Origin of the sequence: Mycolicibacterium novocastrense (genome assembly GCF_001499835.1) — a bacterium.
GTDB lineage: Bacteria > Actinomycetota > Actinomycetes > Mycobacteriales > Mycobacteriaceae > Mycobacterium > Mycobacterium novocastrense.
Map to the genome: position 1 here is coordinate 73,915 of NZ_LQIH01000034.1, position 22,080 is coordinate 95,994.

General features: G+C 68.1%; 15 protein-coding genes. 5 read left to right on the forward strand and 10 right to left on the reverse strand.

Annotated features, from left to right (window positions below; genetic code table 11):
- Positions 1-37 precede the first annotated feature (37 nt).
- Genes AU072_RS20165 through AU072_RS20175 form a run of 3 tightly spaced genes read left to right on the forward strand, consistent with a single transcriptional unit; the run spans position 38 to position 2,754 of the window.
- Positions 38-955 (forward strand): MetQ/NlpA family ABC transporter substrate-binding protein, encoded by a 918-nt coding sequence (locus AU072_RS20165; RefSeq protein WP_064415574.1) that lies wholly within the window; start codon positions 38-40, stop codon positions 953-955.
- A complete protein-coding gene (locus tag AU072_RS20170) occupies positions 952-2,331 on the forward strand; it encodes an LLM class flavin-dependent oxidoreductase (protein ID WP_064415438.1) in 1,380 nt (459 codons plus the stop codon). Before AU072_RS20165 ends, AU072_RS20170 begins: the two co-directional genes overlap by 4 nt.
- Positions 2,332-2,334: 3 nt before the next feature.
- Positions 2,335-2,754 (forward strand): pyridoxamine 5'-phosphate oxidase family protein, encoded by a 420-nt coding sequence (locus AU072_RS20175; RefSeq protein WP_174523733.1) that lies wholly within the window; start codon positions 2,335-2,337, stop codon positions 2,752-2,754.
- Positions 2,755-2,835: 81 nt separating this feature from the next.
- Here the strand turns inward: AU072_RS20175 and AU072_RS20180 are convergent, their stop codons facing one another.
- The 3 genes from AU072_RS20180 to AU072_RS20190 are packed head-to-tail and all read right to left on the reverse strand — an operon-like array spanning position 2,836 to position 6,663.
- Positions 2,836-4,035, reverse strand: a complete 1,200-nt coding sequence (locus AU072_RS20180) for an SfnB family sulfur acquisition oxidoreductase (RefSeq protein WP_064415439.1) — start codon at positions 4,033-4,035, stop codon at positions 2,836-2,838.
- Positions 4,032-5,201 carry an LLM class flavin-dependent oxidoreductase gene (locus AU072_RS20185; protein ID WP_064415440.1) on the reverse strand — a complete coding sequence of 390 codons (1,170 nt, stop codon included), beginning with the start codon at positions 5,199-5,201 and terminating at the stop codon, positions 4,032-4,034. Before AU072_RS20185 ends, AU072_RS20180 begins: the two co-directional genes overlap by 4 nt.
- A 10-nt stretch (positions 5,202-5,211) precedes the next feature.
- Positions 5,212-6,663, reverse strand: coding sequence for an LLM class flavin-dependent oxidoreductase (locus AU072_RS20190; protein WP_064415576.1), 1,452 nt, complete (start codon positions 6,661-6,663; stop codon positions 5,212-5,214).
- A 251-nt stretch (positions 6,664-6,914) separates the two neighbouring features.
- Between AU072_RS20190 and AU072_RS20195 the strand changes: the two genes are divergently transcribed.
- Both AU072_RS20195 and AU072_RS20200 read left to right on the forward strand, forming a co-directional pair.
- Entirely contained in the window at positions 6,915-7,118 is a 204-nt protein-coding gene (locus AU072_RS20195; protein WP_064345510.1) for a cold-shock protein, read from the forward strand.
- Positions 7,119-7,381: 263 nt separating this feature from the next.
- Complete coding sequence (locus AU072_RS20200) at positions 7,382-8,509, forward strand: fatty acid desaturase family protein (protein ID WP_064415577.1); 1,128 nt, start codon at positions 7,382-7,384, stop codon at positions 8,507-8,509.
- Positions 8,510-8,524: 15 nt separating this feature from the next.
- On the opposite strand, the gene AU072_RS20205 is transcribed toward AU072_RS20200, so the two are convergent.
- From AU072_RS20205 to recC, 7 genes are all read right to left on the reverse strand, one after another.
- Positions 8,525-10,279 carry a sulfatase-like hydrolase/transferase gene (locus AU072_RS20205; RefSeq protein WP_064415441.1) on the reverse strand — a complete coding sequence of 585 codons (1,755 nt, stop codon included), beginning with the start codon at positions 10,277-10,279 and terminating at the stop codon, positions 8,525-8,527.
- Positions 10,276-10,722, reverse strand: coding sequence for an SRPBCC family protein (locus AU072_RS20210; RefSeq protein ID WP_064345967.1), 447 nt, complete (start codon positions 10,720-10,722; stop codon positions 10,276-10,278). Before AU072_RS20210 ends, AU072_RS20205 begins: the two co-directional genes overlap by 4 nt.
- Before the next feature lie 220 nt (positions 10,723-10,942).
- Entirely contained in the window at positions 10,943-12,022 is a 1,080-nt protein-coding gene (locus AU072_RS20215) for a tartrate dehydrogenase (RefSeq protein ID WP_064415442.1), read from the reverse strand.
- Positions 12,019-13,623 carry an SLC13 family permease gene (locus AU072_RS20220; protein WP_064415443.1) on the reverse strand — a complete coding sequence of 535 codons (1,605 nt, stop codon included), beginning with the start codon at positions 13,621-13,623 and terminating at the stop codon, positions 12,019-12,021. Before AU072_RS20220 ends, AU072_RS20215 begins: the two co-directional genes overlap by 4 nt.
- Positions 13,624-13,792: 169 nt before the next feature.
- Positions 13,793-15,481 carry an exodeoxyribonuclease V subunit alpha gene (gene recD / locus AU072_RS20225; protein WP_064415444.1) on the reverse strand — a complete coding sequence of 563 codons (1,689 nt, stop codon included), beginning with the start codon at positions 15,479-15,481 and terminating at the stop codon, positions 13,793-13,795.
- Positions 15,478-18,765 (reverse strand): exodeoxyribonuclease V subunit beta, encoded by a 3,288-nt coding sequence (recB, locus tag AU072_RS20230; protein WP_064415445.1) that lies wholly within the window; start codon positions 18,763-18,765, stop codon positions 15,478-15,480. The genes recD and recB overlap by 4 nt, the downstream gene beginning before the upstream one ends.
- Positions 18,765-22,007, reverse strand: a complete 3,243-nt coding sequence (recC, locus tag AU072_RS20235; RefSeq protein WP_064415578.1) for an exodeoxyribonuclease V subunit gamma — start codon at positions 22,005-22,007, stop codon at positions 18,765-18,767. Before recC ends, recB begins: the two co-directional genes overlap by 1 nt.
- Positions 22,008-22,080 lie beyond the last annotated feature (73 nt).

Sequence of the window (22,080 nt, forward strand, 5' to 3'; positions counted from 1 at the left end):
GGGCGTCATCCGCGTCGTGGTTCAGACTCCGGAACACATGAGCTTCGACGAGTCCGTCCCGGTAAGTGCGGCAGAACAGCACGGGTTCACGATCGCGAGGCGGCGGCGGTGGCCGTTGCTGTTGATCGGCGCGATCGTGGTCGTCGCCGTCGTCGCCGTGTTCGTCATCGCGCGCACGAGTGGGAGCACCTCGCCCAACGAGACCGCCGGGGCCACGCTTTCGGTGGTTTACCTCGACTCGAACCCGGCCGAGAAGCTGATCATCGAGTACATCGCCGAGAACATCGCGGCCGACTACGACGTCAAGGTCGCCGCTGTTGGCCTCGGTGACAGCACGCAGATCAATCAGGCCGTCAGCGACGGCCGCTACGCCGGAACGATTTTCCAGCACCGGCATTGGCTGCAGCAGGTCCTGGACGCCAACCCCGGGTTCCGCGAAGAGGCCGCGACGGGTCCGTTCTTCCACTGGGTGTTCGGCATCTGGTCCGACAAGTACAAGCGGCCGCAGGACCTTCCGGAGGGGGCGAGCGTGTCGCTGCCCACCGATCCGGCCAACAACGCGCAGGCGATCTGGTATCTCGCGCAGGCGGGGCTGGTCACGCTGCGGCCCGAGGCCGACATCACCGCGCTCACGCAGAAAGACATCGTCGGCAACCCGAAGAACCTCACGTTCACGATGCTCGACCTCGGCGCCCAGCCGCGTGCGCTGCGCGACCTCGACGCGATCGTCGGCTACGCGGAGTCGTTCCTGGCGGCGGGTGTGCCGGAGGACAAGCTGATCTTCGCGCCGAAGTCTCCCGACGAGTTCGCCTCGGTGTTGACCGTCGGCAGCGACTACGTCGACACCCAGAACATCAAGAACCTGATCAAGGCCTTCGAGGATCCGCGGGTGCAGACCTATATCGCCAACGACCCCGAGGTGAAAAAGCTTGCCCTGCCCGGTGATCCGACATGACCGAGCGTGAGCTGCACCTCGGCGTCAACGTGCTGTCCGACGGCATGCACCCGGCGGCGTGGCAGCATCCCAGCGCGGACCCGCACTGGTTCGCCGACCCGGCCTACTGGATCGAGGTTGCCCGCATCGCGGAGCGCGGGACCCTGGACGCGCTGTTCCTCGCCGACAGCCCGTCGCTGTTCCAGCCGCCGGATGAGCCGTTGACCGCACCGCCGCTGGCGTTGGACCCGATCGTGCTGTTGTCGACGCTCGCATCGGCGACCACGCACCTCGGGCTGATCGGCACGGTGTCGACGTCGTTCGAGGAGCCGTACAACATCGCGCGCCGGTTCGCGACGCTGGACCATTTGAGCCGCGGGCGGGTGGCGTGGAACGTCGTCACCAGTTCTGACCCGTATGCGTGGAACAACTTCGGTCATGGGGACGGTGTGTCTGGGCAGCCCGACCGGCGCGACCGGTACCGTCGGGCGGCGGAGTTCATCGATGTGGTTCGGGCGCTGTGGGATTCGTGGGACGACGACGCCGTGCTCGCCGACAAGGCGTCCGGGGCGTTCAGCAGGGTCGGCGCGATCCGCAGAATCGACCATCACGGCGAGTTCTTCAGTGTCGACGGCCCGTTGACGCTTCCGCGATCGCCGCAGGGCCATCCGGTGCTGTTTCAGGCCGGCGGATCGGCCGGCGGGCTGGACCTGGCGGCCAAGTACGCCGACGGGGTGTTCGCGGCGCAGGCGTCGCTGCCGGATGCGCTGCGGAATGCCGCCGAATTGCGTTCGCGGACCGCAGCATACGGGCGCCCGCGGGATGCGGTCCGGATCATGCCGGGGCTGTCATTCGTGCTCGGCAGCACGTTCGATGAGGCGCGGCGCCGCAACGACGAGCTGAACGAGCTGGCGGGGGAGCGCCGGCTCGCGCACCTGGCGTCGCAGCTGTCGGTCGACCCGTCGGAGCTGTCGTGGGACAAGCCGCTTCCGCGGTATCTGCTCGACGGCGCGGTCACCGACCACGGGTCACAGGGTGCGCGCGACATCGTGGTGAACCTGGCGCGGCGGGAGAACTTGACGGTGCGCCAACTGCTCGACCGGGTGATCACCTGGCACCGGCTGGTGATCGGCGGGCCGGAGCAGATCGCCGACGCGATCGAGGAGTGGTTAGTCGCGGGCGCGGTCGATGGATTCAACCTGATGCCCGACGTGTTCCCGTCCGGGCTGGAGTTGTTCGTCGACCATGTCGTGCCGATCCTGCGCGACCGCGGGTTGTTCCGCCGCGAGTACACGAGCACCACGTTGCGCGGCCACCTGGGCTTGTCGCGGGTGCCGGACCGAAGCGGTAGGTCGGACGGCGCTGGGAATGTGATCGGGGTCGCAGCGGTTGGGTGAGTCATGGGCAACATGACCACCGATGAGCGTGAGAAGTTCCTGTCCGACGTCCATGTGGGGGTGATCGCCGTCGAGCGGCGCGACCGGGCGCCGCTGAGCGTGCCGATCTGGTACGGCTACAAACCGGGCGGCGACGTGCTGCTGTGGACGGAGGCGTCGTCGCTCAAGCACCGTCTCATCAAGGAGGCGGGCCGGTTCTCGATCACCGCGCAGGACGAGGCGCCGCCGTACCGGTATGTGACGGCGGAGGGCGACGTCACCGCGATCGATCCCGCCGAGGACGCGGACGTTCGGGAGCTCGCGATTCGGTACCTCGGAGAGAAGGAAGGCAACGCGTTCGCCGACCAGAACCTGACGCCGACGTCGGTCGTCATCCGGATGCGCCCGAAGCGCTGGCTGAGCTTCGACTACTCCGCGGAGTAGGGCTCATCGGTCCGCGAGCGACCGTGAAATGCCAACAATGCGCGGCGTGTCGAGGGGCAAACACGGTCGCTCGCGCCGGAATTAGATCTGGCCGTGGCGCGGCGGGGGTGTGCCCGTCAGGGTGTAGCGGCCGATGTGCTGGATCTTCCACCGCGTCGGGTCGTGCAATGTATGAGTTCGGGCGTCGCGCCAGTATCGCGACAGGTTGACCGACGCCGAAGCGCTTCTGGTTCCGCCCAATTCGAACAACACGTTCGAGGCCTCCAGCGACGCACGCACCGCGGCGACCTTCGCCGCCGCGACGGCGATCGACGCCTCGGCCGCCGTCTCGTCGGACAGATGGGCCTCGGCGTGGTCGACCGCTCGTGCCGCCTCGACCAGGAGCGCCTGCGCCGCCCGCACCGTCACGGCCAACTCTCCCGCGACGGTGATCAGTGTTGGGTCGTCGACCGCGGCGGCCACGCCGGCCTCGAAGTGTGGCCTCGCCCGTTCGGCCTGGCGCACACCGGCCGCGAGTGCCCCGGTCGCGATGCCGACGTCGATCGCGCTGTGCAGCAACTGAGCTCGGGCACCGTACACGGACGGCCGCGCGAAGATCGGCGAGAACGGCACCACGTGTTCGACGGGCACCGCGACGTTGTCGAGCGTCACCGTGCCCGACGCCGTCGTGCGCTGACCCATGCCGTCCCAGTCGTCGACCACCGACAACCCCTCGGCGTCGCGCGCGACGAACGCCACTGCCTTCGGCGTCTGCGCCGTCGGCACCTCAGAACCGTCGGCCAGCGACGCCCGCACCAGCACCCAGTCGGCGAACAGCGCGCCCGTTGAGTAGAACTTGCGCCCCGACAACACATAGTCGCCCGATGGCTGGCGCGCCAACGTGGTCGTGTCGACGTCGACGGTGTGCGGGCCGCGCTCGGACTGAGCATTTGCCAGCAGGGCCCCGTTGCGCACCCGGTCGTAGAAGTACGACTTCTGCGTATAGCTGCCCTGTAACCGCAGCGCCTCGAGAAACACGAAGTGCGAGTGGGGAATCTGGGCCAGCGAGGGGTCGGCGTGGGCGATCCGGCGAAACACCTCGGCCAGCACCGTCGCGGGCGCCGCGATGCCGCCGTAGTCGGTCGGCACCGTCAACGCCAGCAGCCCGGACTCCTTGAGCGCCTGCACCTGATCGTGTGGCAATCGCCGGTCGGCGTCGCACGCGGAGGCCTGGGCATCGAATTCGGCGGCCAGTTTCGCCGCGACCTCGAGCGCTTCGTCCGGCGACGCGATGGGGGTCATCGCGAACCGCTCACGAACGGGATCGACGCCGGGGCGGCCGTCGTCGCCGTGCCCTTGTACAGCCCGCGCTCGCGCAGGATGGGCACCACGCCCTCACCGAACCAGTACAACTCCTCGAGGTGCGGGTAGCCGGAGAAGATGAATTCGTCGATGCCGATGTCGGCGTATTCGGCGATGCGGTCGGCGACGTCGACGTGACTGCCGACCAGTGCGGTGCCCGCGCCGCCGCGGACCAGGCCGACGCCCGCCCACAGGTTCGGCGCGATCTCCAGCGAGCGCGCGTCGCTCCAACTGCCGTTGCGCCGGTGCTCCTCGTGCAGGGCCAGCATCCGCTTCTGCCCCTCGGAGTCGCTGCGGTGCAACCCTTTCTGCGCGTTGCGCACCGTCTCCTCGTCGAGCGCCGCGACCAGCCGGTCGGCCTGCGCCCACGCCTCGTCGGAGCTGTCCCGCGAGATGGTGTGCAACCGGATACCGAACCGCACCTGCCGGTCCTCCTTGGCGGCCAGCCCGCGGATCCACTCGATCTTCTCGCGCACCGCCGACGGCGGTTCGCCCCACGTCAGATACACGTCGGCGTGCCGCGCCGCGACCGGCCCCGCGGCCGCCGAGCTCCCGCCGAAGTACAACGGAGGCACGGGATTCGGCAGCGTCGGCAGCGCCGCCTCCTCGACACGGATGTGCTCGCCCTGCAGTGAGACGGTCTCGCCGGCCCACAGACGGCGGACCACTTCGAGGAACTCGTCGCAGCGCTGGTAGCGGCCGTCCTTGTCGAGATAGTCGCCGAACGAGCGCTGTTCGTGCGCCTCACCGCCGACCACCACGTTGAGCAGGATGCGGCCGGGTGCATGCCGCGCGAACGTCGCGGCCATCTGCGCCGACAGCGTCGGGCTGACCAGGCCGGGCCGGAACGCGACCAGGAACGCCAACGACGTCGTCTCGCGGGCCAGCAGCGACGCGGTGATGAACGCGTCCTCGCACCACGCGCCCGTCGGGATGAGCGCGCCGGTGAAACCGAACGACTCGGCGGCCCGCACGATCGAGCCCAGGTAGTCGATCGACGCGTCGCGATCGCCGTGCGCCGCGCCGGCGGGCATACCGTGGCCGCCCCCGACGATCAGCCGGCTGTCGCCGTAAGTGGGTAGGAACCAGTGCAATTGCATAGTCACGTGCTACTCCTCAACGTCCGCGGGTCGGCTGGGACGCCACCGATGCCGAAGACGACGGCACCGTGGACGGCCGGTCGATGATCGTCGACAGCGGGCCGCCGACACGATAGCGGGAGCCGCGATGGTCCTCCGGCAACCGGTCTCCGTTGCCGAGCAGCTTGTGCCGCAACGTACCCGGCGTGTACGACGACTGGTATGCGCCCCGCTCGGTGAGTACCGGCACCACATGATCGACGAACTCGGCGAACCAACCGGGGGTGATGGCGTACGCGAGGTTGAACCCGTCGACGTCGGTCTCCTCGACCCACTCCTGTAACGTATCCGCCACGCGCGCACCGGAACCCACGAAGCGCGGGCCCATGCCGCCGATCTTTCCCCATTCGGCGATGTCGCGGATGGCCCACTCGCGCCCGTCGGGGTCGGCGGACTGGAACGCCGCGACGGCCGACAGGATCGCGTTGGAGTCGACGTTGCCGACCGGTTCGTTGAGGCCGTAGCGCGCCAGGTCGACGCCCATCCACCCGGACATGAACGTCAGCGCGCCCTCCGGGTCGCCGTAGGACAGGTACTCGGCATGTCTGGCGTGGGCCTCCTCGTCGGTGGCGGCGGTGACGATCGTCGACAGGTTGAAGATCTTCACGCTGTACGGGTCGCGGCCGGCGATCTCGAGTTCCTGGCGGGTGGTGCTCACCGTTTGGCGCAGAAGCTCTTTCGTCGGTGAGGCGGTGAAGATCGCCTCGGCGTTCTCGGCGGCGAACCGCACACCGCGCGGCGACGAGCCGGCCTGGTAGATCACCGGGGTGCGTTGCGGTGACGGTTCCGACAGGTGCACACCCGGAACGCTGAAATGCGTTCCCTGATGGCCGATGTGGTGCACCTTGTGCGGTTCGGTGAACACCCCGCGTTCGGTGTCGCGAACGACCGCGTCGTCCTCCCAGGACCCTTCCCACAGCTTGTAGAGCACTTCGAGGTACTCGTCGGCGTGGTCGTAGCGGGCGTCGTGGGCGGGCTGGTCGGTCTGGCCTATGTTGCGGGCGGCCGCCGGGAGGTAGCCCGTGACGACGTTCCAGCCGATGCGGCCCTTGGTGAGGTGGTCGAGGGTCGACATGCGGCGGGCGAACGGATAGGGGTGCTCGAAGCCGGTGCCGGTCGTGATGCCGAAGCCGAGGTGCTGGGTCACCAGCGCCATCGCGGACACGAGCAGCATCGGGTCGTTGACCGGGATCTGCGCGGCCTGCCTTATGGCGGCCTCATCGTCGGCGCCGTAGACGTCGTAGGTCCCTAGCACGTCGGCGATGAACAGCCCGTCGAAGCGGCCCCGTTCGAGCAGCTTGGCCAACTCGGTCCAGTACTCCAGGTCCTTGTAGCGCCACGACTGGTCGTCGGGGTGCTTCCAGAGCCCGGGGGACTGGTGGGCGACGCAGTTCATGTCGAAGGCGTTGAAGCGGATCACACGAGTCACCCCGAAATGCTGCCCATCGTGCGCGGCGCAGTCACCGGTTAGGTTCAGCGCGATCAGAACCACCGCTGGGGGGACGCTCGGCCGCGGCGAGCGTCCGCATAAGGGCGAAATTTTGCGGCGTGCCGCGTGCAAACACGGGCACTCGCGCGAAAAGAGGGGGGCCTGCTCGCGGAATTTGGATGACCTGCGGCGTGATAGCCTCGTCGCGGGTGTTTTCCTACATCCGTTCAGAATGAGAGAAGTTGAAAAGTATGGCACAGGGAACTGTGAAGTGGTTCAACGGCGATAAGGGCTTCGGCTTCATCGCTCCCGACAGCGGCGAGAAGGACGTTTTCGTCCATTTCTCGGAGATCCAGGGAAATGGATACCGGTCGTTGGAGGAGAACCAACGCGTTCAGTTCGAGGTCGAACAGGGCGCCAAAGGACCTCAGGCAATCGGCGTGACCGCCGTCTAGCTTGCACGACGACTGTGGGCTGGTGGGAATTCCCACCGGCCCACATTTCGTTTACGGGGAAAGAAATCAGGCCCGAGGTTGCGGCCAACTGGTGTCGCTCGGTGGAACCGCTGACCAGCGGCGTCGACACCCCGCGGCGAGTTCTCTAGACTGGCTGCAACGCCGACGCACTGCGTCGTCTCCGTCGATTTCGGCCGGTGGTCCGCAATCACGCCGGGTTCATGTACGAGCCCGTCCGACCACCCGAACGACCAGGACACCTTTTGGCAATCACCGACGTCGGTGCGTACACCCATTTGACCGAGGCGGACATCGAAGCCCTCGGTGCCGAGTTGGACGCCATTCGCAGCGACGTCGAAGAGTCGCTCGGGGAACGTGACGCGGCCTATATCCGCCGGACCATCAAGTTCCAGCGGGCGCTCGAGGTTTTCGCCCGAGTGCTCATCGGCACCAGTCGGTCCCGTACCACCTGGTGGGTCGGGACGGCCGCGCTGGCGTTCGCCAAGTGCGTCGAGAACATGGAGATCGGCCACAACGTCAGCCACGGCCAGTGGGACTGGATGAACGATCCTGAAATCCATTCCACCACATGGGAATGGGACATGGTCGCCGTCTCGGCGCAATGGAGGTACTCGCACAACTACCGCCACCACATGTTCAGCAATGTGGTGGGTGTGGATGACGACCTCGGCTTCGGCATCATGCGGATCACCCGCGATGAGCCGTGGCAACCGGTCCATCTGCTGCAGCCCTTACGAAACCTGTTGTTGGCAACCATCTTCGAGTGGGGTATCGCGCTGCACGGCGTTCATTCCGAACGCGACCGCGCGGCGGGGGACGCCGCGCGGGTGACCCGCGAGAGAAGGAAGCTGCTCCGCAAGATCGCCCGCCAGGGCGTCAAAGACTACGTGTTGTTCCCGGCGCTGAGTGGACGACGCTGGCGTGGTGCGCTGGCCGCGAACGCGGTGGCGAACCTCGTGCGCAACCTGTGGACCTATGTGGTGATCTTCTGCGGACACTTCCCCGACGGAGCCGAGAAGTTCACCGCCGACGCCATCGCGGAGGAAAGCCGCGCGGACTGGTACCTGCGTCAGATGCTCGGCGCCGCGAACTTCAAGGCGGGGCCGCTGCTGGCGTTCTCGACCGGCAACCTGTGTTACCAGATCGAACATCACCTGTTTCCCGACCTGCCGAGCAACCGCCTTGCGCAGGTCTCCGTGCGGGTCCGAGCGGTGTGTGAGAAGTACGACCTGCCCTACACCAGCGGATCGCTTGTGCGCCAATATCTTCTGACGCTTCGAACGATCCACAAGCTGGCGCTGCCGGATCGCTTTCTGACGGCGACGAGCCACGATGCCCCCGAAACCGCTTCGGAGCAAAAGTTCGCCTGACGGTCGAACGCGGATTTACTTTCGGGAGCGGCGCGGTGAGTACGGCCACGGGTGGTTGCGCTCGGGTACCGACCCCGCGCGGGATTGTTTGAGCTGCATGCGCAGGTGCTGACGCAGGTCGTGCAGATCCGGATCCGTCCACCGGTTACGGGCCTCGGCCGGGTCGTCGGTCAGGTCGTACAGCTCCCACTGGTCGTCGAGCGGGGACGTCCGATAGGCCTCACCGCCCAGACCGTTGGCCGCGAGGTGACGCACTCCCGGCTCCGTCCACGTCGCTGGATCATCGAATGTCCGCACCAGCTTCCACAGATGCCCCTGGCCGCCGGCCTGATCGACGCGCACAACCAGCCCCTCGAAGTTCGATGCGACGTGCGCCGGTACCCGGATCCGCAGGGGCGCAGGGGGTTTCGTTGACATCTTCAGTTTGCGGGCCATACCTGACGCGCCGGTGTCGCCCTCGAGCACGTTGTCGCGCGTCATCAGATACACCGCTCGCGATTCGTCCACCGGGTCGCCGTCGACCACCGGCATCAGATCGCGGCCGGGCAGGTCGTGCACCTCGGAGAAGGTCTCGGCCAGTTTCGCCGCCGCCGCCTCGACGTCGACACCGGCCGCGCCCAACAACGTCGGGACGATGTCCACGTGCGACGTCGGCGCCGTCACCGTCCGCGCCTTCGTGGCCTGCTCACCGATCCGCGCCACCACGAACGGCACCCGCGTTGCCTCGTCGTACAGGTTGAACCACTTCTGGTGCAGGCCGCCGTGGGCGCCGAGCAGATCGCCGTGGTCCGAGGTGCGGACCAGCACCGCGTTCTGCGAGCCGTCCTCGGTGACCGCGCGTCGCACACGATCGATCGGGGCGTCGACCTCGGCGTGCAGCCGGTAGTACAGGTCCCGGTATCGCTGGGCCTGGCGGGTGTAGGTGCGATCGATGGCCGGCGCCGGTCCATAGCCGGAGTAGTAGGCCTCCCGGTAGGCGATCTGTGCGGCGGGCTTGCTCGACAAATCCTCGTCGGCCGTCGGCGCGGGCGGGACCGGCGGCGGGTCCAGCGGCGACGGGCGCACGGGGCTGCGCCGCTGCCACGCCGGGAACAGCACGATGTCGTGCGGGTTGACGAAGCTGGCCACCAGGAGGAACGGCCGCATGGCGTCGACATCTCCGGCGCGACGCCGGTCGTAGCGGTCTCTGAGCCACGCCACCACCCGGTCAGCGATCAGCGGATCGCGCCGGATTCCCGCGTTGGCCAGTGGCGCGCCGTGCGGTTCCGGGCCGACCCAGCCCGAAAACCCGTACGGCTCAAGCGGATCGGCGTCGAGGTAGCGCTGTACCGCCTTCGGGTCGACGACGCCGTCGGCGTCGTTGGTGGCCAACGGCTCACCGGTGGAGGGGTCGGTCAGATCGGCATGCGAGATGTGCCACTTGCCGTCGTAGTGCGTGTCGTAGCCGGCCGCGCGGAACCAATTACCCAGCGTCGGTACCTCGTTCGGGCGCAGCCAGCGCATCCGGGAGTCGTCGTGGACCTTGCCGATGCCGTCGGTCTGGGTGACGCCGTGCAGGTCGGGGTACTGGCCGGTGAAGATCGTCGGGCGGCTGGGCACGCAGGCAAGCGACCCCGTGTAGTGCCGTTGAAAGCTCACGCCGTGCTGGTCGAACCAGGCGCGGCCGGCGAGCGTGTCTCGGCGCCAAGCCAGGACGTTCGGCGCCTCGTAGGGCGGCACCGCGCGCTCCTCGTCGGTCATCACGATGATGATGTCGGGCCGATCTGTCATGTGGTGTTCTCCAATCGCTTCGCCAGCGCGGCGAGCATGGTGTCGGATCCGCGGGCCAACGCCCGGGTGGCCAACCGTTCGACGAGTTGCTGCGTTCTGCCGCGGCCCTTGCGTACGGTGCTGGTGATCGTCACGACGGTCTCGCCGCCGCTGGTCGGTTCGAGCTTCCAGCGGTTGCTGACCGTGCCCAAGAATTTCGGCAGGCCCTCGATCTCGTAGGCCAGGACGTACTGCGGATCGCATTCTGTGACGGTTTCGACCAGGGTGTTGCGCCCGATCTGCACGCGCCGCGCGGTTCCGACCAAGCCGCCGTCGGGCCCCCGCGTCAGGATGCAGGAGTGGTCGACGTCGAGCCATGTCGCGATGGCGCCGAAATCGGCGAGTACATCCCAGATCTGCGTCGGGCTCGCCGCGACGACGCGGCTGCGGTCGAATTCGGCCACGGCCCCACCGTACGTGAAACTGACGACGCCGTCAGGCGAACCTTGCTTGGTGGTGCGCCGAAAGTACGGTTGTTGCACGTATATCACGGATTTCGGTGCAACAACCGTACTCTCGGCGGCGGCGACGCCGTCAGGCGAACCGCCCGGATACCCCCCAATGCACGAATTTCGGGGGCGTCGCAGCGGTGTATCCGCGGATAGCGGGAGTTTGCTGGGCCGGTTACTGCAGCCGTGTGACGAGCGCGTCGGTCACTTCGGCGGTCGACGCCCGCCCGCCCAGGTCCCCGGTCCGGGTCTCCGGTGCGGCCAGCGTCGACTCGACGGCGGCCAGCACCTCGCCGGCGGCCGCCGCGTATCCGAGGTGCTCGAGCATCAGCGCCGCCGACCACACCGCGCCGATCGGGTTGGCGATGCCCTGTCCGGCGATGTCGGGGGCCGAACCGTGTACAGGCTCGAACATCGAGGGGTACTGCTTGGTGGGGTCGAGGTTGGCCGAGGGGGCTATCCCGATCGAGCCCGCCACCGCTGCCGCGAGGTCGCTGAGGATGTCGCCGAACAGGTTCGAGCCGACCACGACGTCGAATCGCTGCGGCTGCAGCACGAACTTGGCGGCCAGCGCGTCGATGTGCTCGCTGTCGAGCCGCACGTCCGGGTAGTGCGACGCCCGTTCGGCGACCACCTCGTCCCAGAACGGCAACGTGTGCACGATGCCGTTGGACTTGGTCGCCGACGTGACGTAACCGCGGCGGGTGCGGGCGAGCTCGAACGCGAAATCGGCGATGCGGCCGACGCCGTTGCGCGTGAAAACCGATTCCTGCACGGCCATTTCATCGGGAAAGCCCCGGTTGAGCCGTCCGCCGATCTCGCTGTACTCGCCTTCGACGTTCTCGCGCACCACGACGAAGTCGACGTCGTGCGCCGTCCGCAGCGGGCTTTCGACACCGTCGAACACCCGGATCGGCCGCATGTTCACGTACTGGCGGAACGCGCGGCGGATCGGGATGAGCAGCCCCCACAGTGACACATGATCGGGTACACCGGGCCACCCGACTGCGCCCAGCAGGATGGCATCGAACCCGCGCAGCGTCTCGATTCCGTCGTCGGGCATCATCGCGCCCTCGTCCGCGTAGCGTTGACACGACCAGTCGAACTCGGTGTAGGACAAGGTGATTGCGTGCTTGCGTGCCACGGCGTCGAGCACCGCGCGCGCCGACGCGATCACCTCGGTACCGATCCCGTCACCGGGAATGACGGCGATGGACGATGAGCCGCTTGCACGAAGAGCATCAGACTCGGTCATGTCCCCAATCCCAGGAGGCTGATCATCAACGGCAACAGAATGATGATCAGGATAGCGCCCGCGATGTCGAATGTGATGCCCGAGCGGATCATCTTCGTGATCGGCACGACGCCCGAACCGTAGACGATCGCGTTCTGCGGTGTGGACACCGGCAGCATGAAGCCGAACGATGCCGCGAACGTCGCCGCCAGCGCGGGCACGAACGGATTGACGCCCGCGGCCAGCGCGACCGGGATGATGATCGGCACCACCACCGCGGCCGAGGCGGTGTTGGAGGTCGTCTCGGAGACGATGATCGCCAGCACCACCGCGAAGATGGTGATCGCGACGCCGCTTGTCAGGCCGAGCGCGTCGTTGACGGAGGTGCCGATGGTCTCGGCCAGCCCCGTCGATGAGATCAGCGACCCGAAGATGATGCCCGTACCGAAGAGGATGATTGTGCCCCAGTCGATTTCGGCGGCGTCCTTCCAGCGCAGGGTGAACTCGCGCTCCTGCCAGTCGGTGGGCAGCAGGAACAGCAGCGACGCGCCGAACACCGCGACCACGCCCTCGTCGAGGCGGTCGCTGACGAATTCGTAGGTGGTGGACTCGGTTCCGGTGATCACGGCGACCACACCGGGCAGGATCCACAGCGTCACCGTGATGCCGAATGCGATCAGCGTGTTCTTCTCGGCCCGCGACAGCGAGCCCAGCTTCTCGCGCTCGCTGGCGACGTAATCGGCCACGCCGTCGATGCGCTTGATCTCGGGTTTGTTGAGCCGCAGCAGGATCAGCGCCAGCAGCAGGAACATCACGAAGCAGATCGGGATGGCCATCGCCATCCACTGGCCGAAGCTGATCCGCTCGCCGGTGGCCTCTTCGATCAGCCCGCGCCCGATCAGGTTCGGCGGGCTGCCGACGGGGGTGAGCAGGCCACCGACGCTGGCGCCGTAGGCGAGCATCAGCATGAGGGCGGCGCCCACCCGCAACCGTTGTGGGTCGAAGTCGGGTTCGACGTCGCCGCGCTGCTGCAGCAGTTTGGCGATGACCGACAGGATGCCGATCGCGGTCGGCAGCAGCATCGCCACCGTCGCGGTGTTCGAAACGAACGCCGACAGCAGGCAGGTGATGGCGCCGAACGCGATGATGACACCGGTGGTCGAGCGGCCGGCCCGCGGCAACGCCAGGATGCGGAACGCGAAGCGCCGCGCCACACCGTGTTTGAGCATCGCCTGGGCCAGAATGAACGCCCCGATGAACGTGAAGATGGTCGAGGAGCCGAACGGGCCCAGCACATCGTCGACCGGTGCGACTCCGAGGAACACCGCGACCGCGACGCCGAGCAGGCCGCCGATCGGAATGGGCACCGCCTCGCTGATCCACAGCGCGATCACGCCGAGCAGGACCGCGCCGAGCACCTGTTGTTCGCGCGGGATGTCGAGCGGCAGGACGAGGAAGACGACGGTGAGCAGTGGGGCGAGGAACAGGCCGACCGTGCGGCGGCCTTTCTCGAACCGTTCCTCTCGCGGCGAGAGCTTCTGTTCGCCCAGGCTTCGGTAGGTCGCGCTGCCGAGCAGTGCCTTGTCGACGTCGGTCGGTGTGACCTGGTTTTCCGTGCTCATTGCCGGCTCCGTCCACCCGGTGTGTGTGCAACGCCACAATCGCCGGGAAGGAGTGCCCTGTACTCCGGTGAGGCTAAACATCAGACCCTCGCCGAACGTGGGTTACCCGCACGTTCCGGCGCCGGAAAGCGTGCGGGTAACCCACGTTCGCGCTACAAAGTAATGAGGGTCAGCTGCGCAGGCGGCGCGCCAGGCCCGATGCGCGCACGGCGCGGCGCTGTACGGCGGCCCGCACCGAGGCCTGCGGGCCGACGACCCGGATCCTCTTCTTGGCCCTGGTCACCGCGGTGTAGAACAACTCGCGGCTGAGCAGCCGGGAATCCTCCGGCGGCAGCAGCACCGTGACCTCGTCGGCCTGGCTGCCCTGCGATTTGTGAATCGTCATCGCATGCATCGTGTCGACCTCGGCGAGCCGGCTGGTCGCGAACTCCAGCCGCTCCGTGCCGGCGATGACCGTGCGGAGCACCCCGTCGCGAAGCACCGTGACACCCGTATCGCCGTTGTAGAGGTTGAGCCCGTAGTCGTTCGCGGTCACCAACACCGGTCGCCCCGCGTACCACGTCGACCACATCGGCTCGCCGGTCAACTCCGACAGCCACCGCTCCACCTGGTGGTTCCAATACCGCACTCCGAACGGGCCGCGGCGATGCGCGCACAGCAACCGATGTTCGGCCAAGATGCCCAGCGCCGCATCGGCGTCACCGAGAACCGCCGCCGTACGCAGCGCAATCGCGTTTGGCACCAACACTTTACGAAGACGCTCGGACGGCGCCTCGGTGTCCACCCATTCGATGTGCTCACCGCCGGAACGCAACACGTCGATGACGGTGTCCTCGTCACCGGCGCGAATCGCGCCGGCCAGCCGCCCGATCGACTCGCCGAACCGGTGCGACGTCTTCAACTCCGCGATGCGGCCCTCGCCCAGCCCGTCGACCAGGTCGGCAAGAACCGCACCCGCCTCCACCGATGCCAACTGGTCCGGGTCGCCGACCAGGATGAGCCGGGCCTCCGGCCGCACCGCCTCCAGCAGTCGCGCCATCATCGTCAACGACACCATCGATGTCTCGTCGACGACGATCACATCGTGCGGCAACCTGTTGGCGCGGTTGTGCCGGAACCGCGCCGACGTGTCCGGGCGGCTGCCGAGCAGGCGGTGCAACGTCGTGGCGTGCAGTCCGGACAACGCCTCGCGGTCGGCCGTCTCGAGTTTGTCGACCTCCAGTTGCACGGCCTCCTGCAGCCGCGCCGCCGCCTTGCCGGTCGGCGCCGCCAGCGCGATCCGCAACCGTGTTCCGCTCGTGAGGAGCGCGAGCAGACGCGCCACCGTTGTGGTCTTGCCCGTGCCCGGACCGCCGGTGAGCACCGTCAGACCCTGCGACAGCGCCAGTTCGGCGGCGGCGCGCTGCTCCTCGAAGCCCGGCGGGAAGAGCCTGTCCAGGTCCGGCATCGGCTGGGTCGGCCTGGCGGCGGTCATCGACAGGATGTCGTCGCGCACCTGCTGCTCTTCGAGCCAGTACCGGTCGAGGTACAGCAGATCGCCGTCGACGTGCAGCGCCGGTGGCCGGCCGGTCAGCGGGTGCGCGGCGATGGCGGCGAACCAATCGTCGACGGCGGGCCACGGCAGCCCGTCGAGGCCGACCTGCTGTTCGACGGTCCGCAGGTTCAGGCATACCGAACCGTTGCGCAGCGCGCGCACGACGAGCGCGATCGCGAGCGCGACAGGCTCGTCGGGCGCCTGGACGAGATCGCAGAGCCGTTGTGCGACATGTACATCCGATGCTTCGAGAACTTCCGCATCGGTGAAGGTGCGCAGCAGTCCCGTGGCGCTGATCGCCCGCCGCCACTCCACGCCGGTCATGCTGCGGCCCTGCCGGCGTCGAGCAGATCCGACAGCGCGGTGATCAGCGCCGTCGGCGGGTGCCAGCTGAACACGCCGGCGGGATGGCCGTCTTCGATGGGTGTGTCCGGCCCGCACATCCCGCGCAGGAACAGATACAGCACACCGCCCAGATGCCGTTCGGGCGTGTAACCGGCCAGCCGCCACCGTAAGAACCGATGCAGCACAACGCTGTACAGCAGCGCCTGCAGCGGATAGTCGGAGTGCAGCATCGCCTCGGCCAGCCGCGGCCGGGAGTAGTCCGCCGCGGTGAGGGGGCGATTGGGGTCGCCGAGCCAGTTCGTCTTGTAGTCGACGACGAGGTAGCGGTCGCCGATTCGCAGCACCGCGTCCACCGAACCCGACAGGTAACCCTTGAGCGGCTGCGGCCCCAGGCCCGCTCCGGTCAGCCGCTCCGCGTACGACGCCAGCGGGTCGTCGGCGGGCAGGTGCGCGCGCACCAGTTCACCGACGTGGGCGAGCCGGATGTCGGGCGCGGTGGTGCGCAGATCACCACCGGCCAACGGGAATTCGAAGTCCATCTCCCGCATCCGGTCGCCCAACCCGATCCGGCGAAGCGTCGCGCCTCCGGCCAGCGGCCCGAGCGGTGTGTCGTGCATCGGCACCATCGCCGCCGCCAGCTCACCGGCGTCGACGTCGACCGGCCACCACGCGGAGTGCTCACGGATCCGAGCCCGAAGTTCCGCGAGGAGGTCGGGGGCGAACGGATCCGCGGTTTCGAGCACCGCGTGCACCAGTGAGCCGAACTTCGCACCGGTAGGCAGTTCGGCCATCGGTGAGGGCACGTCGGCGCCGACGGCCTCGGCCGTCAACGGGATCTCGGCGGCCTCGTCGTCGAGTTCGGCCACTTCGGGTTCGCTGCTGACCGGTGTCGCCTCGACGGCGCGGATCAACCCGCTGTAGGACGTCCGGCGCCACGCCGTGTCGATGGAACGGTGGAAGTGGCGGGCGTCCACCTCGGCGGGGCTCGGGGGCTCCGGACGTGCGCGCCTCGCTCGCGGTATCGACTCCTCGATCACCGGACCGCCGACGGCCTCCCACTCCTTGAAGCGCGCCATCGCGTCGTCGTCGGAGACCTTGCCGGGGACAACGACATCCGGGACCATCGATTCGCCGGGCCGCCGGCCGCGCAGCAGCCGTGACAGCCCGCCGTTCGGCTCGTCGCGGGAAGGCGCCCACCAGGCGACCAGCTGCGACTGGGCCCGCGTCATCGCGACATACATCAGCCGGCTGTCGTCGCTGGCGTCCTCCTCGCGGCCCACCTTGGACACCGCGTGGAAGTCGGGGCTGTCGTTGCCGCCGATGTGCAGGCACCGCGTCTCGCCTTCGTGGTAGAGCACCAGCTCGGGCTCGAACACGTGACGGTTGAATGCGAACGGCAGATAGACCACCGGGAACTGCAGGCCTTTGGCGACGAACACCGTCATCACCTGAACCGCGGCGGCGTCGTTGTCGAGGCGACGGAATCGCTCAGCGGCGCCGCTGCGCTCGTCGCGCTGGGCCCGCAGCCAGTCCCGCAGCGCGGGCAGCGTGAAGTGTTCGCGGTGGGCGGCCTCCTGCAGCAGCTGGGTCATGTGGGCCAGGTCGGTCATCTGCCGCTCACCGTTGCGCCACGACAACACCCGGTCGCCCATGCCGGCGAGTTGCGCGGCCTCGAAGGTCGCCGCGACCCCGCGCTCGCGGGCGTGGCCCGCCCACTCCCGCAGCGTTTCTGCGATGCGGTCGGTCAGCTGGTCGCCGCCCGTGACGAGTGTCTCGGCGGTCTCGCCGAAGAACATGGTCGCGGCCGCCGCGCGCACCACGCCGTGCCGGTGCGGTTGGTCGAACGCCTCGAGCAGCGCCAACCAGTCCTCGGCGGCGTCGGAATTGAAGATGTCGGAGTCGCCGGTGTACACCGCGGGGATGCCGGCGTCGCACAGCGCCCGGTAGCAGACCCGCGCGTCGCGGTGGTTCTCGACGATGACCGCGATGTCACCCGCGTCGAGGCGACGACCGTCGAACGTCGCATTCGAATTGATCAGGGCGCCGATGTCACTCGCCAGATCCTTGGGGATGTGGGTGCGCAGTTGATCGATCGGCAAGACGCTGGTTCCGCTGCGGCCGAACGCGTTTCGGCGCACGACCCGCAACCGGAACGGCTCATCGCACGGCGCGCCGGCCAGTCGTGAGCCTTCGTGCTTGGCGGCGACGTCGTGCACGACGATCTTCTCGTGACCCAGTTGTGCGCCGCGCAGCACCGCCTGCAGCCGGTTGACCAGCGCCTCGTCGCTGCGCCAGTTGGTGGCCAAGGTTTTCTGAACGTCGGCCTTGGAGGCCGCGCTCAGGTAGGTGACGATATCGCCGCCGCGGAACGCGTAGATCGCCTGCTTGGGGTCGCCGATCAGGATCAGCGTCGAACGTCGGGTGAACGCGCGGTCGATCACCCGCCACTGCACCGGGTCGGTGTCCTGGAACTCGTCGACCATCACGATCGGCCAGCGCTGGTGCATGCGCAGCTGCGCGGGGGAGTCGTCGGCCTCCAGCGCCTCGGCCAATCTGCTCAGCAGATCGTCGTATCCGAGAATCCCCTTGCGTCGCTTGCGGATCTCCAGCTCGTCGAGAACGTCTCTGGCGAACCGGACGCACACCTCGGCGCGCGAGTCCGGTTGGGGGTCTTTCGGTCTCAGCTCGGTCGCGGGATGCTCGACGACCTGCTTGGCCAGCCGCAGCGCATCGGCATAGGTCAACAGCGGATTGTCGCGTTCGCGGCCGAAGTGGTGCAGGTAGAGGTCGTCCACGATCTCGGTGACGAGCTCCTCGAGGCTCTCGACCAGAGTGACGCGGGAGTCGCTGTCACCCGCGACGCCCAGCGATTTGAGTACCAGTTGGCAGAACTGGTGTGTGGTGGCGATGGTCGCGGCGTCGAACGCGGCCAGCGCGTCGCGCAGGCGGGTCTCGCGTTCGGCCAGTTGGTCCGGGGTGCCCCCGAGGAGATGCTCGATGATCTCATTGGTGTCGACGCTCGACGGATCGGCGAAAGCCTGTACGGCGTCCACGATGTGACGCCTGACCCGGTCTCGCAGTTCCTGGCTGGCCGCGCGGCTGAACGTGATCAGCAGCATCTGGTCGAGCGTCGCGACACCCTCGGCGAGGTAGCGCGTGACCAACCCGGCCAACGCGAACGTCTTACCGGTTCCCGCACTGGCTTCCAGCACTGTGGTGGAGCGTTCGGCGGGTAGCTCACCCAACAGATCGAAGGGTTGCATCAGGTCTCCAGTGCCCGCAGCATCGGCAGCCACAACCGACCGGCGTACGTGTCGAGGCCGCGTTCGACGAGGTGCTGCAACCAGGTGTTCTTGCCGAATGCCAGTTGGTAGGCGGGTTCGGCCTCCTCGCCGGGATACCGACCGGACCGCCACTTGTAGCCGGCCCGCTGTTCGGGGTCGCCGTGGCCGTGTACGGCCTCTGCCCACGCATAGGACGTCTTCACCGGCAGCGGAAGCGGTTCACGACGGCCTTGGTCGTACATCGCCACGAGATCGGCGAGCAGCTCGCGCGCATGCTCGGCCGGCCTACCCATCGACTCGACCCGCGGCGTGGTGCCGCGCGCGGCCCGCCCGATGCTGACCGCCTTCCACTCGCGGCCGGGTTCGTGAGCCAGCAACGCCAGCAACAGAATCCACGGCGCCAGCAGATGGCGGCCGTCGAGCTTGGAGTAGGTGACCGAGACCAGCCGCTCACCGTAGACCGGCGTGACGGTGCCGGTGACCCGGCGGCCCCCGCCGATCTCGACGTCGATGTCGATCGCGGTCGCGTCGGCGCCGCGGAAGGGCCGCGCGGCCTCGGAGATGAGCGAGGCCTGCTCGCAGATCTCGTTCGCACGACGCCATCCGAGGTGACCGGGAGGCAGCGTGCCACGCCGCCATTCGGCCTGGCGGGCCTGGTTGGGATCCATGCCGCTCAACATGTCTCGCAGCACGCGATCGCCGACCGTCCACTCCTCGAGCGCATCGATGTCGACTGGCATCGCGTCCTCGACCCCGTCGACCTCCCACGGCAATGTGTAGTCCAGCGCACGGAAGAACCCCTTGACGGGATCGCGGAAGAACCCGGCGAGGTCGGCGAGTACGACGTCGTCGGGTGAGGGTGCGGGCAGCGGTCCCGAGACGAATGCCGGCCGTTGCGCGCGTTCGGCCGCCCGGGTGAGTGCCACGCGTTTGACCGTGGAGTCGAACGTGAACGGCACGTCCGGGATCAGCTCGCCGGGGATGACGTTGCGGGTGTCGAACGGCTGCAGGGGATGTTTCACCACGATCGCGTCGCGGACCGGGCGCTCGGTGGTGCGATCCAGGGTGTCGAGCAGTTCGGCGAGCGGAACGGCGGGCGGTCGGTCCTGACCGGAGTACTCGTTGGCGCCGGTGTAGGTGATCACCAGCGTCTCGGTGGCAGCGCCGATCGCGTCGAGCAGCAATTGCCGGTCCTCGGAACGGATATCGCGTTCGCCGGTCATCGGTTCACGGGCCAGCGCGTCGTCGCCGTCGACCACGCCCAACCGGGGGAACACCCCGTCGTCGAGCCCGACCAGGCACACGACCCGGTGGGGCACCGACCGCATCGGCACCATCGTGCACACCGTCAGGGTGCCGGTGCGGAAGTTGGCGCGGGTCGGCCGGCCGGCAAGATGGCGGTCGAGCAGCGCGCGGACGTCGGAGAGCCGCATCGGGGTGTGGGTCCGGGTGTCCGCGGTGGCGAGCACGTCGGCGAACTCGCGCTCGAGTTGCGCTGTCTGCCACGCATCGTCGTCGCTCACCCGGGTGAGCAAGGCGATGCCGTCGGTCAACGACTGTAGCCAGTCCGCGAGCGGCTTTGTGCCGGTGAGGGATTGAACGACGCATCGCAGGCGGTCGATGTACTCGGCGAGCCGGCCGGCCAGGTCGACCCGGTTGCTGCTCACGTCGTCCAGGGGCAGTGTGGTGTCGAGCCAGGCGTGGGAGTCGTCGGACATGGCCACCCCCGCCAGTACGCGGTCGATGCCGAAACGCCATGTGTTCTGGATGAAGTCGACACCGTAGGGTTTGCGGTGCTCGGTGTCGAAGCCCCAGCGGATGTTGGCCTGCCGAACCCAGCGGGTGATGTCCTCGAGGTTGTCGTCGGTGAAGCCGAAGCGGGCGCGGACCGCTGCGGCCTGCGCGAGGTTGAGCACCTCGCTCGAGGTGGCCCGCCCGCCGGCCAATGCCAGCAGCTGGGACGCGACCCCGAGCAGAGGATTGGTCTGGACGAGGGACCGGTCGGCGAGACGGACCCGGAGCTGGTGCGCGGGATGCACCCCCTTGATCATGTCGCCGAGCCCGAATCCGGCCACGATCAGCGGTGCGTAGGTTTCGATGTCCGGGCACATGACGAGGATGTCGCGCGGTTCGAGCGTCTGGTCATCGGCGAGCAGTCCGAGCAGTACTTCGCGCAGCACATCGATCTGGCGGGCCGACCCGTGGCAGCTGTGCACCTGCACCGAACGGTCGGTGGCGGTGTGCCTGCGGCCTTCTCGCCGGATGGTGTTGAGGCCGATGTCGGATTGCAGCCACCCGAGAAGCGTGTTCGGGTGCTCGCGGCCGCCGAGGTAGCCGTCGGTGTGCGCATCGTCGGGCAATGCGCGCTGCAGTTCGCGAAGATCGCGCCCGAGGGTGGCGAGCAGGGGATGGCCGACTCGGCGGTGGCTGGTGTCTTCGCGCCGGGGAATCTGCCCGCGCGTTCCCCTGAGTTGCTGCCAGAGATCGTCGCTGGGATGCGGCAGCCACAGGTGCAGCTCGTGGTGGGTCGACAGCGCCTCGAGCAGTTCGATCTCGGTGCTGGGCAGCCGGGTGTGCCCGAACAGCGACAGCCGCTCGGGCAGATCTGTCGGTGACTCCCTCAGTCTCACAACGGTTTTGGCGTGGCGGATGTGTGGCGTGTCGGTGTCGATGCGCTCGATGAGCGCGCGCCACAGCGGCGGCTGCCAGGCGAGATCGGCCGGGATGTCGCCGTCGGCGCCGTTCTCCCAGTCGACCAGCAGCTGCGGGCGTTGGCGCGCGTAGGAGGCGAACAACCCGGCCAGCCTGCGGGCGACGGCGTAGCGCCGGCCCTGCCGCAGTTCCCTCTCCTCACCGGTTTCGAAGTGGCCGAGATGAGTGGCCAGCGGCGTGCACCAGTCCTCGGCGCAGGTGGCGTCGATGACCTCCATCAGTGGCCACACCATCGCGTCGGGCGACCACGGGTCGTCCCGCTCGGTGCCGGTCAGCTCGGCGATCAGAGAGCGGGGATTGCGAAAGGCGATGCCGGCGCAGACGCCGTCGGCGCCCGCGCCACGCCCGAGCGCGTGACTCAGCCGCTGGCTCAACCAGCGCTCGACACCCTTGGCCGGGACGATGACCAGTTCCTCGGCGAACGGGTCAGGTAGGGGGTCGGAAAGCAGGGCGCCGAGCCCGTCGGCGAGAAGATCGGTGCGTTCTGCCCGATGGATGTGAAGCGCCATCGCAGCCAACGATAGGAGGTCGGTCCGACGCGGCGCGGGGTTTACGGTGGCGGTGGACGTTTGCAAGCGAAGA

Bases quoted from the DNA above. Each gene is read 5' to 3' on its own strand.
- AU072_RS20165 (WP_064415574.1), top strand. From the start codon at position 38: ATGAGCTTCGACGAGTCCGTCCCGGTAAGTGCGGCAGAACAGCACGGG.
- AU072_RS20170 (WP_064415438.1), top strand. From the start codon at position 952: ATGACCGAGCGTGAGCTGCACCTCGGCGTCAACGTGCTGTCCGACGGC.
- AU072_RS20175 (WP_174523733.1), top strand. From the start codon at position 2,335: ATGGGCAACATGACCACCGATGAGCGTGAGAAGTTCCTGTCCGACGTC.
- AU072_RS20180 (WP_064415439.1), bottom strand. From the start codon at position 4,035: ATGACCCCCATCGCGTCGCCGGACGAAGCGCTCGAGGTCGCGGCGAAA.
- AU072_RS20195 (WP_064345510.1), top strand. From the start codon at position 6,915: ATGGCACAGGGAACTGTGAAGTGGTTCAACGGCGATAAGGGCTTCGGC.
- AU072_RS20205 (WP_064415441.1), bottom strand. From the start codon at position 10,279: ATGACAGATCGGCCCGACATCATCATCGTGATGACCGACGAGGAGCGC.
- AU072_RS20215 (WP_064415442.1), bottom strand. From the start codon at position 12,022: ATGACCGAGTCTGATGCTCTTCGTGCAAGCGGCTCATCGTCCATCGCC.
- AU072_RS20220 (WP_064415443.1), bottom strand. From the start codon at position 13,623: ATGAGCACGGAAAACCAGGTCACACCGACCGACGTCGACAAGGCACTG.
- recD (WP_064415444.1), bottom strand. From the start codon at position 15,481: ATGACCGGCGTGGAGTGGCGGCGGGCGATCAGCGCCACGGGACTGCTG.
- recB (WP_064415445.1), bottom strand. From the start codon at position 18,765: ATGCAACCCTTCGATCTGTTGGGTGAGCTACCCGCCGAACGCTCCACC.
- recC (WP_064415578.1), bottom strand. From the start codon at position 22,007: ATGGCGCTTCACATCCATCGGGCAGAACGCACCGATCTTCTCGCCGAC.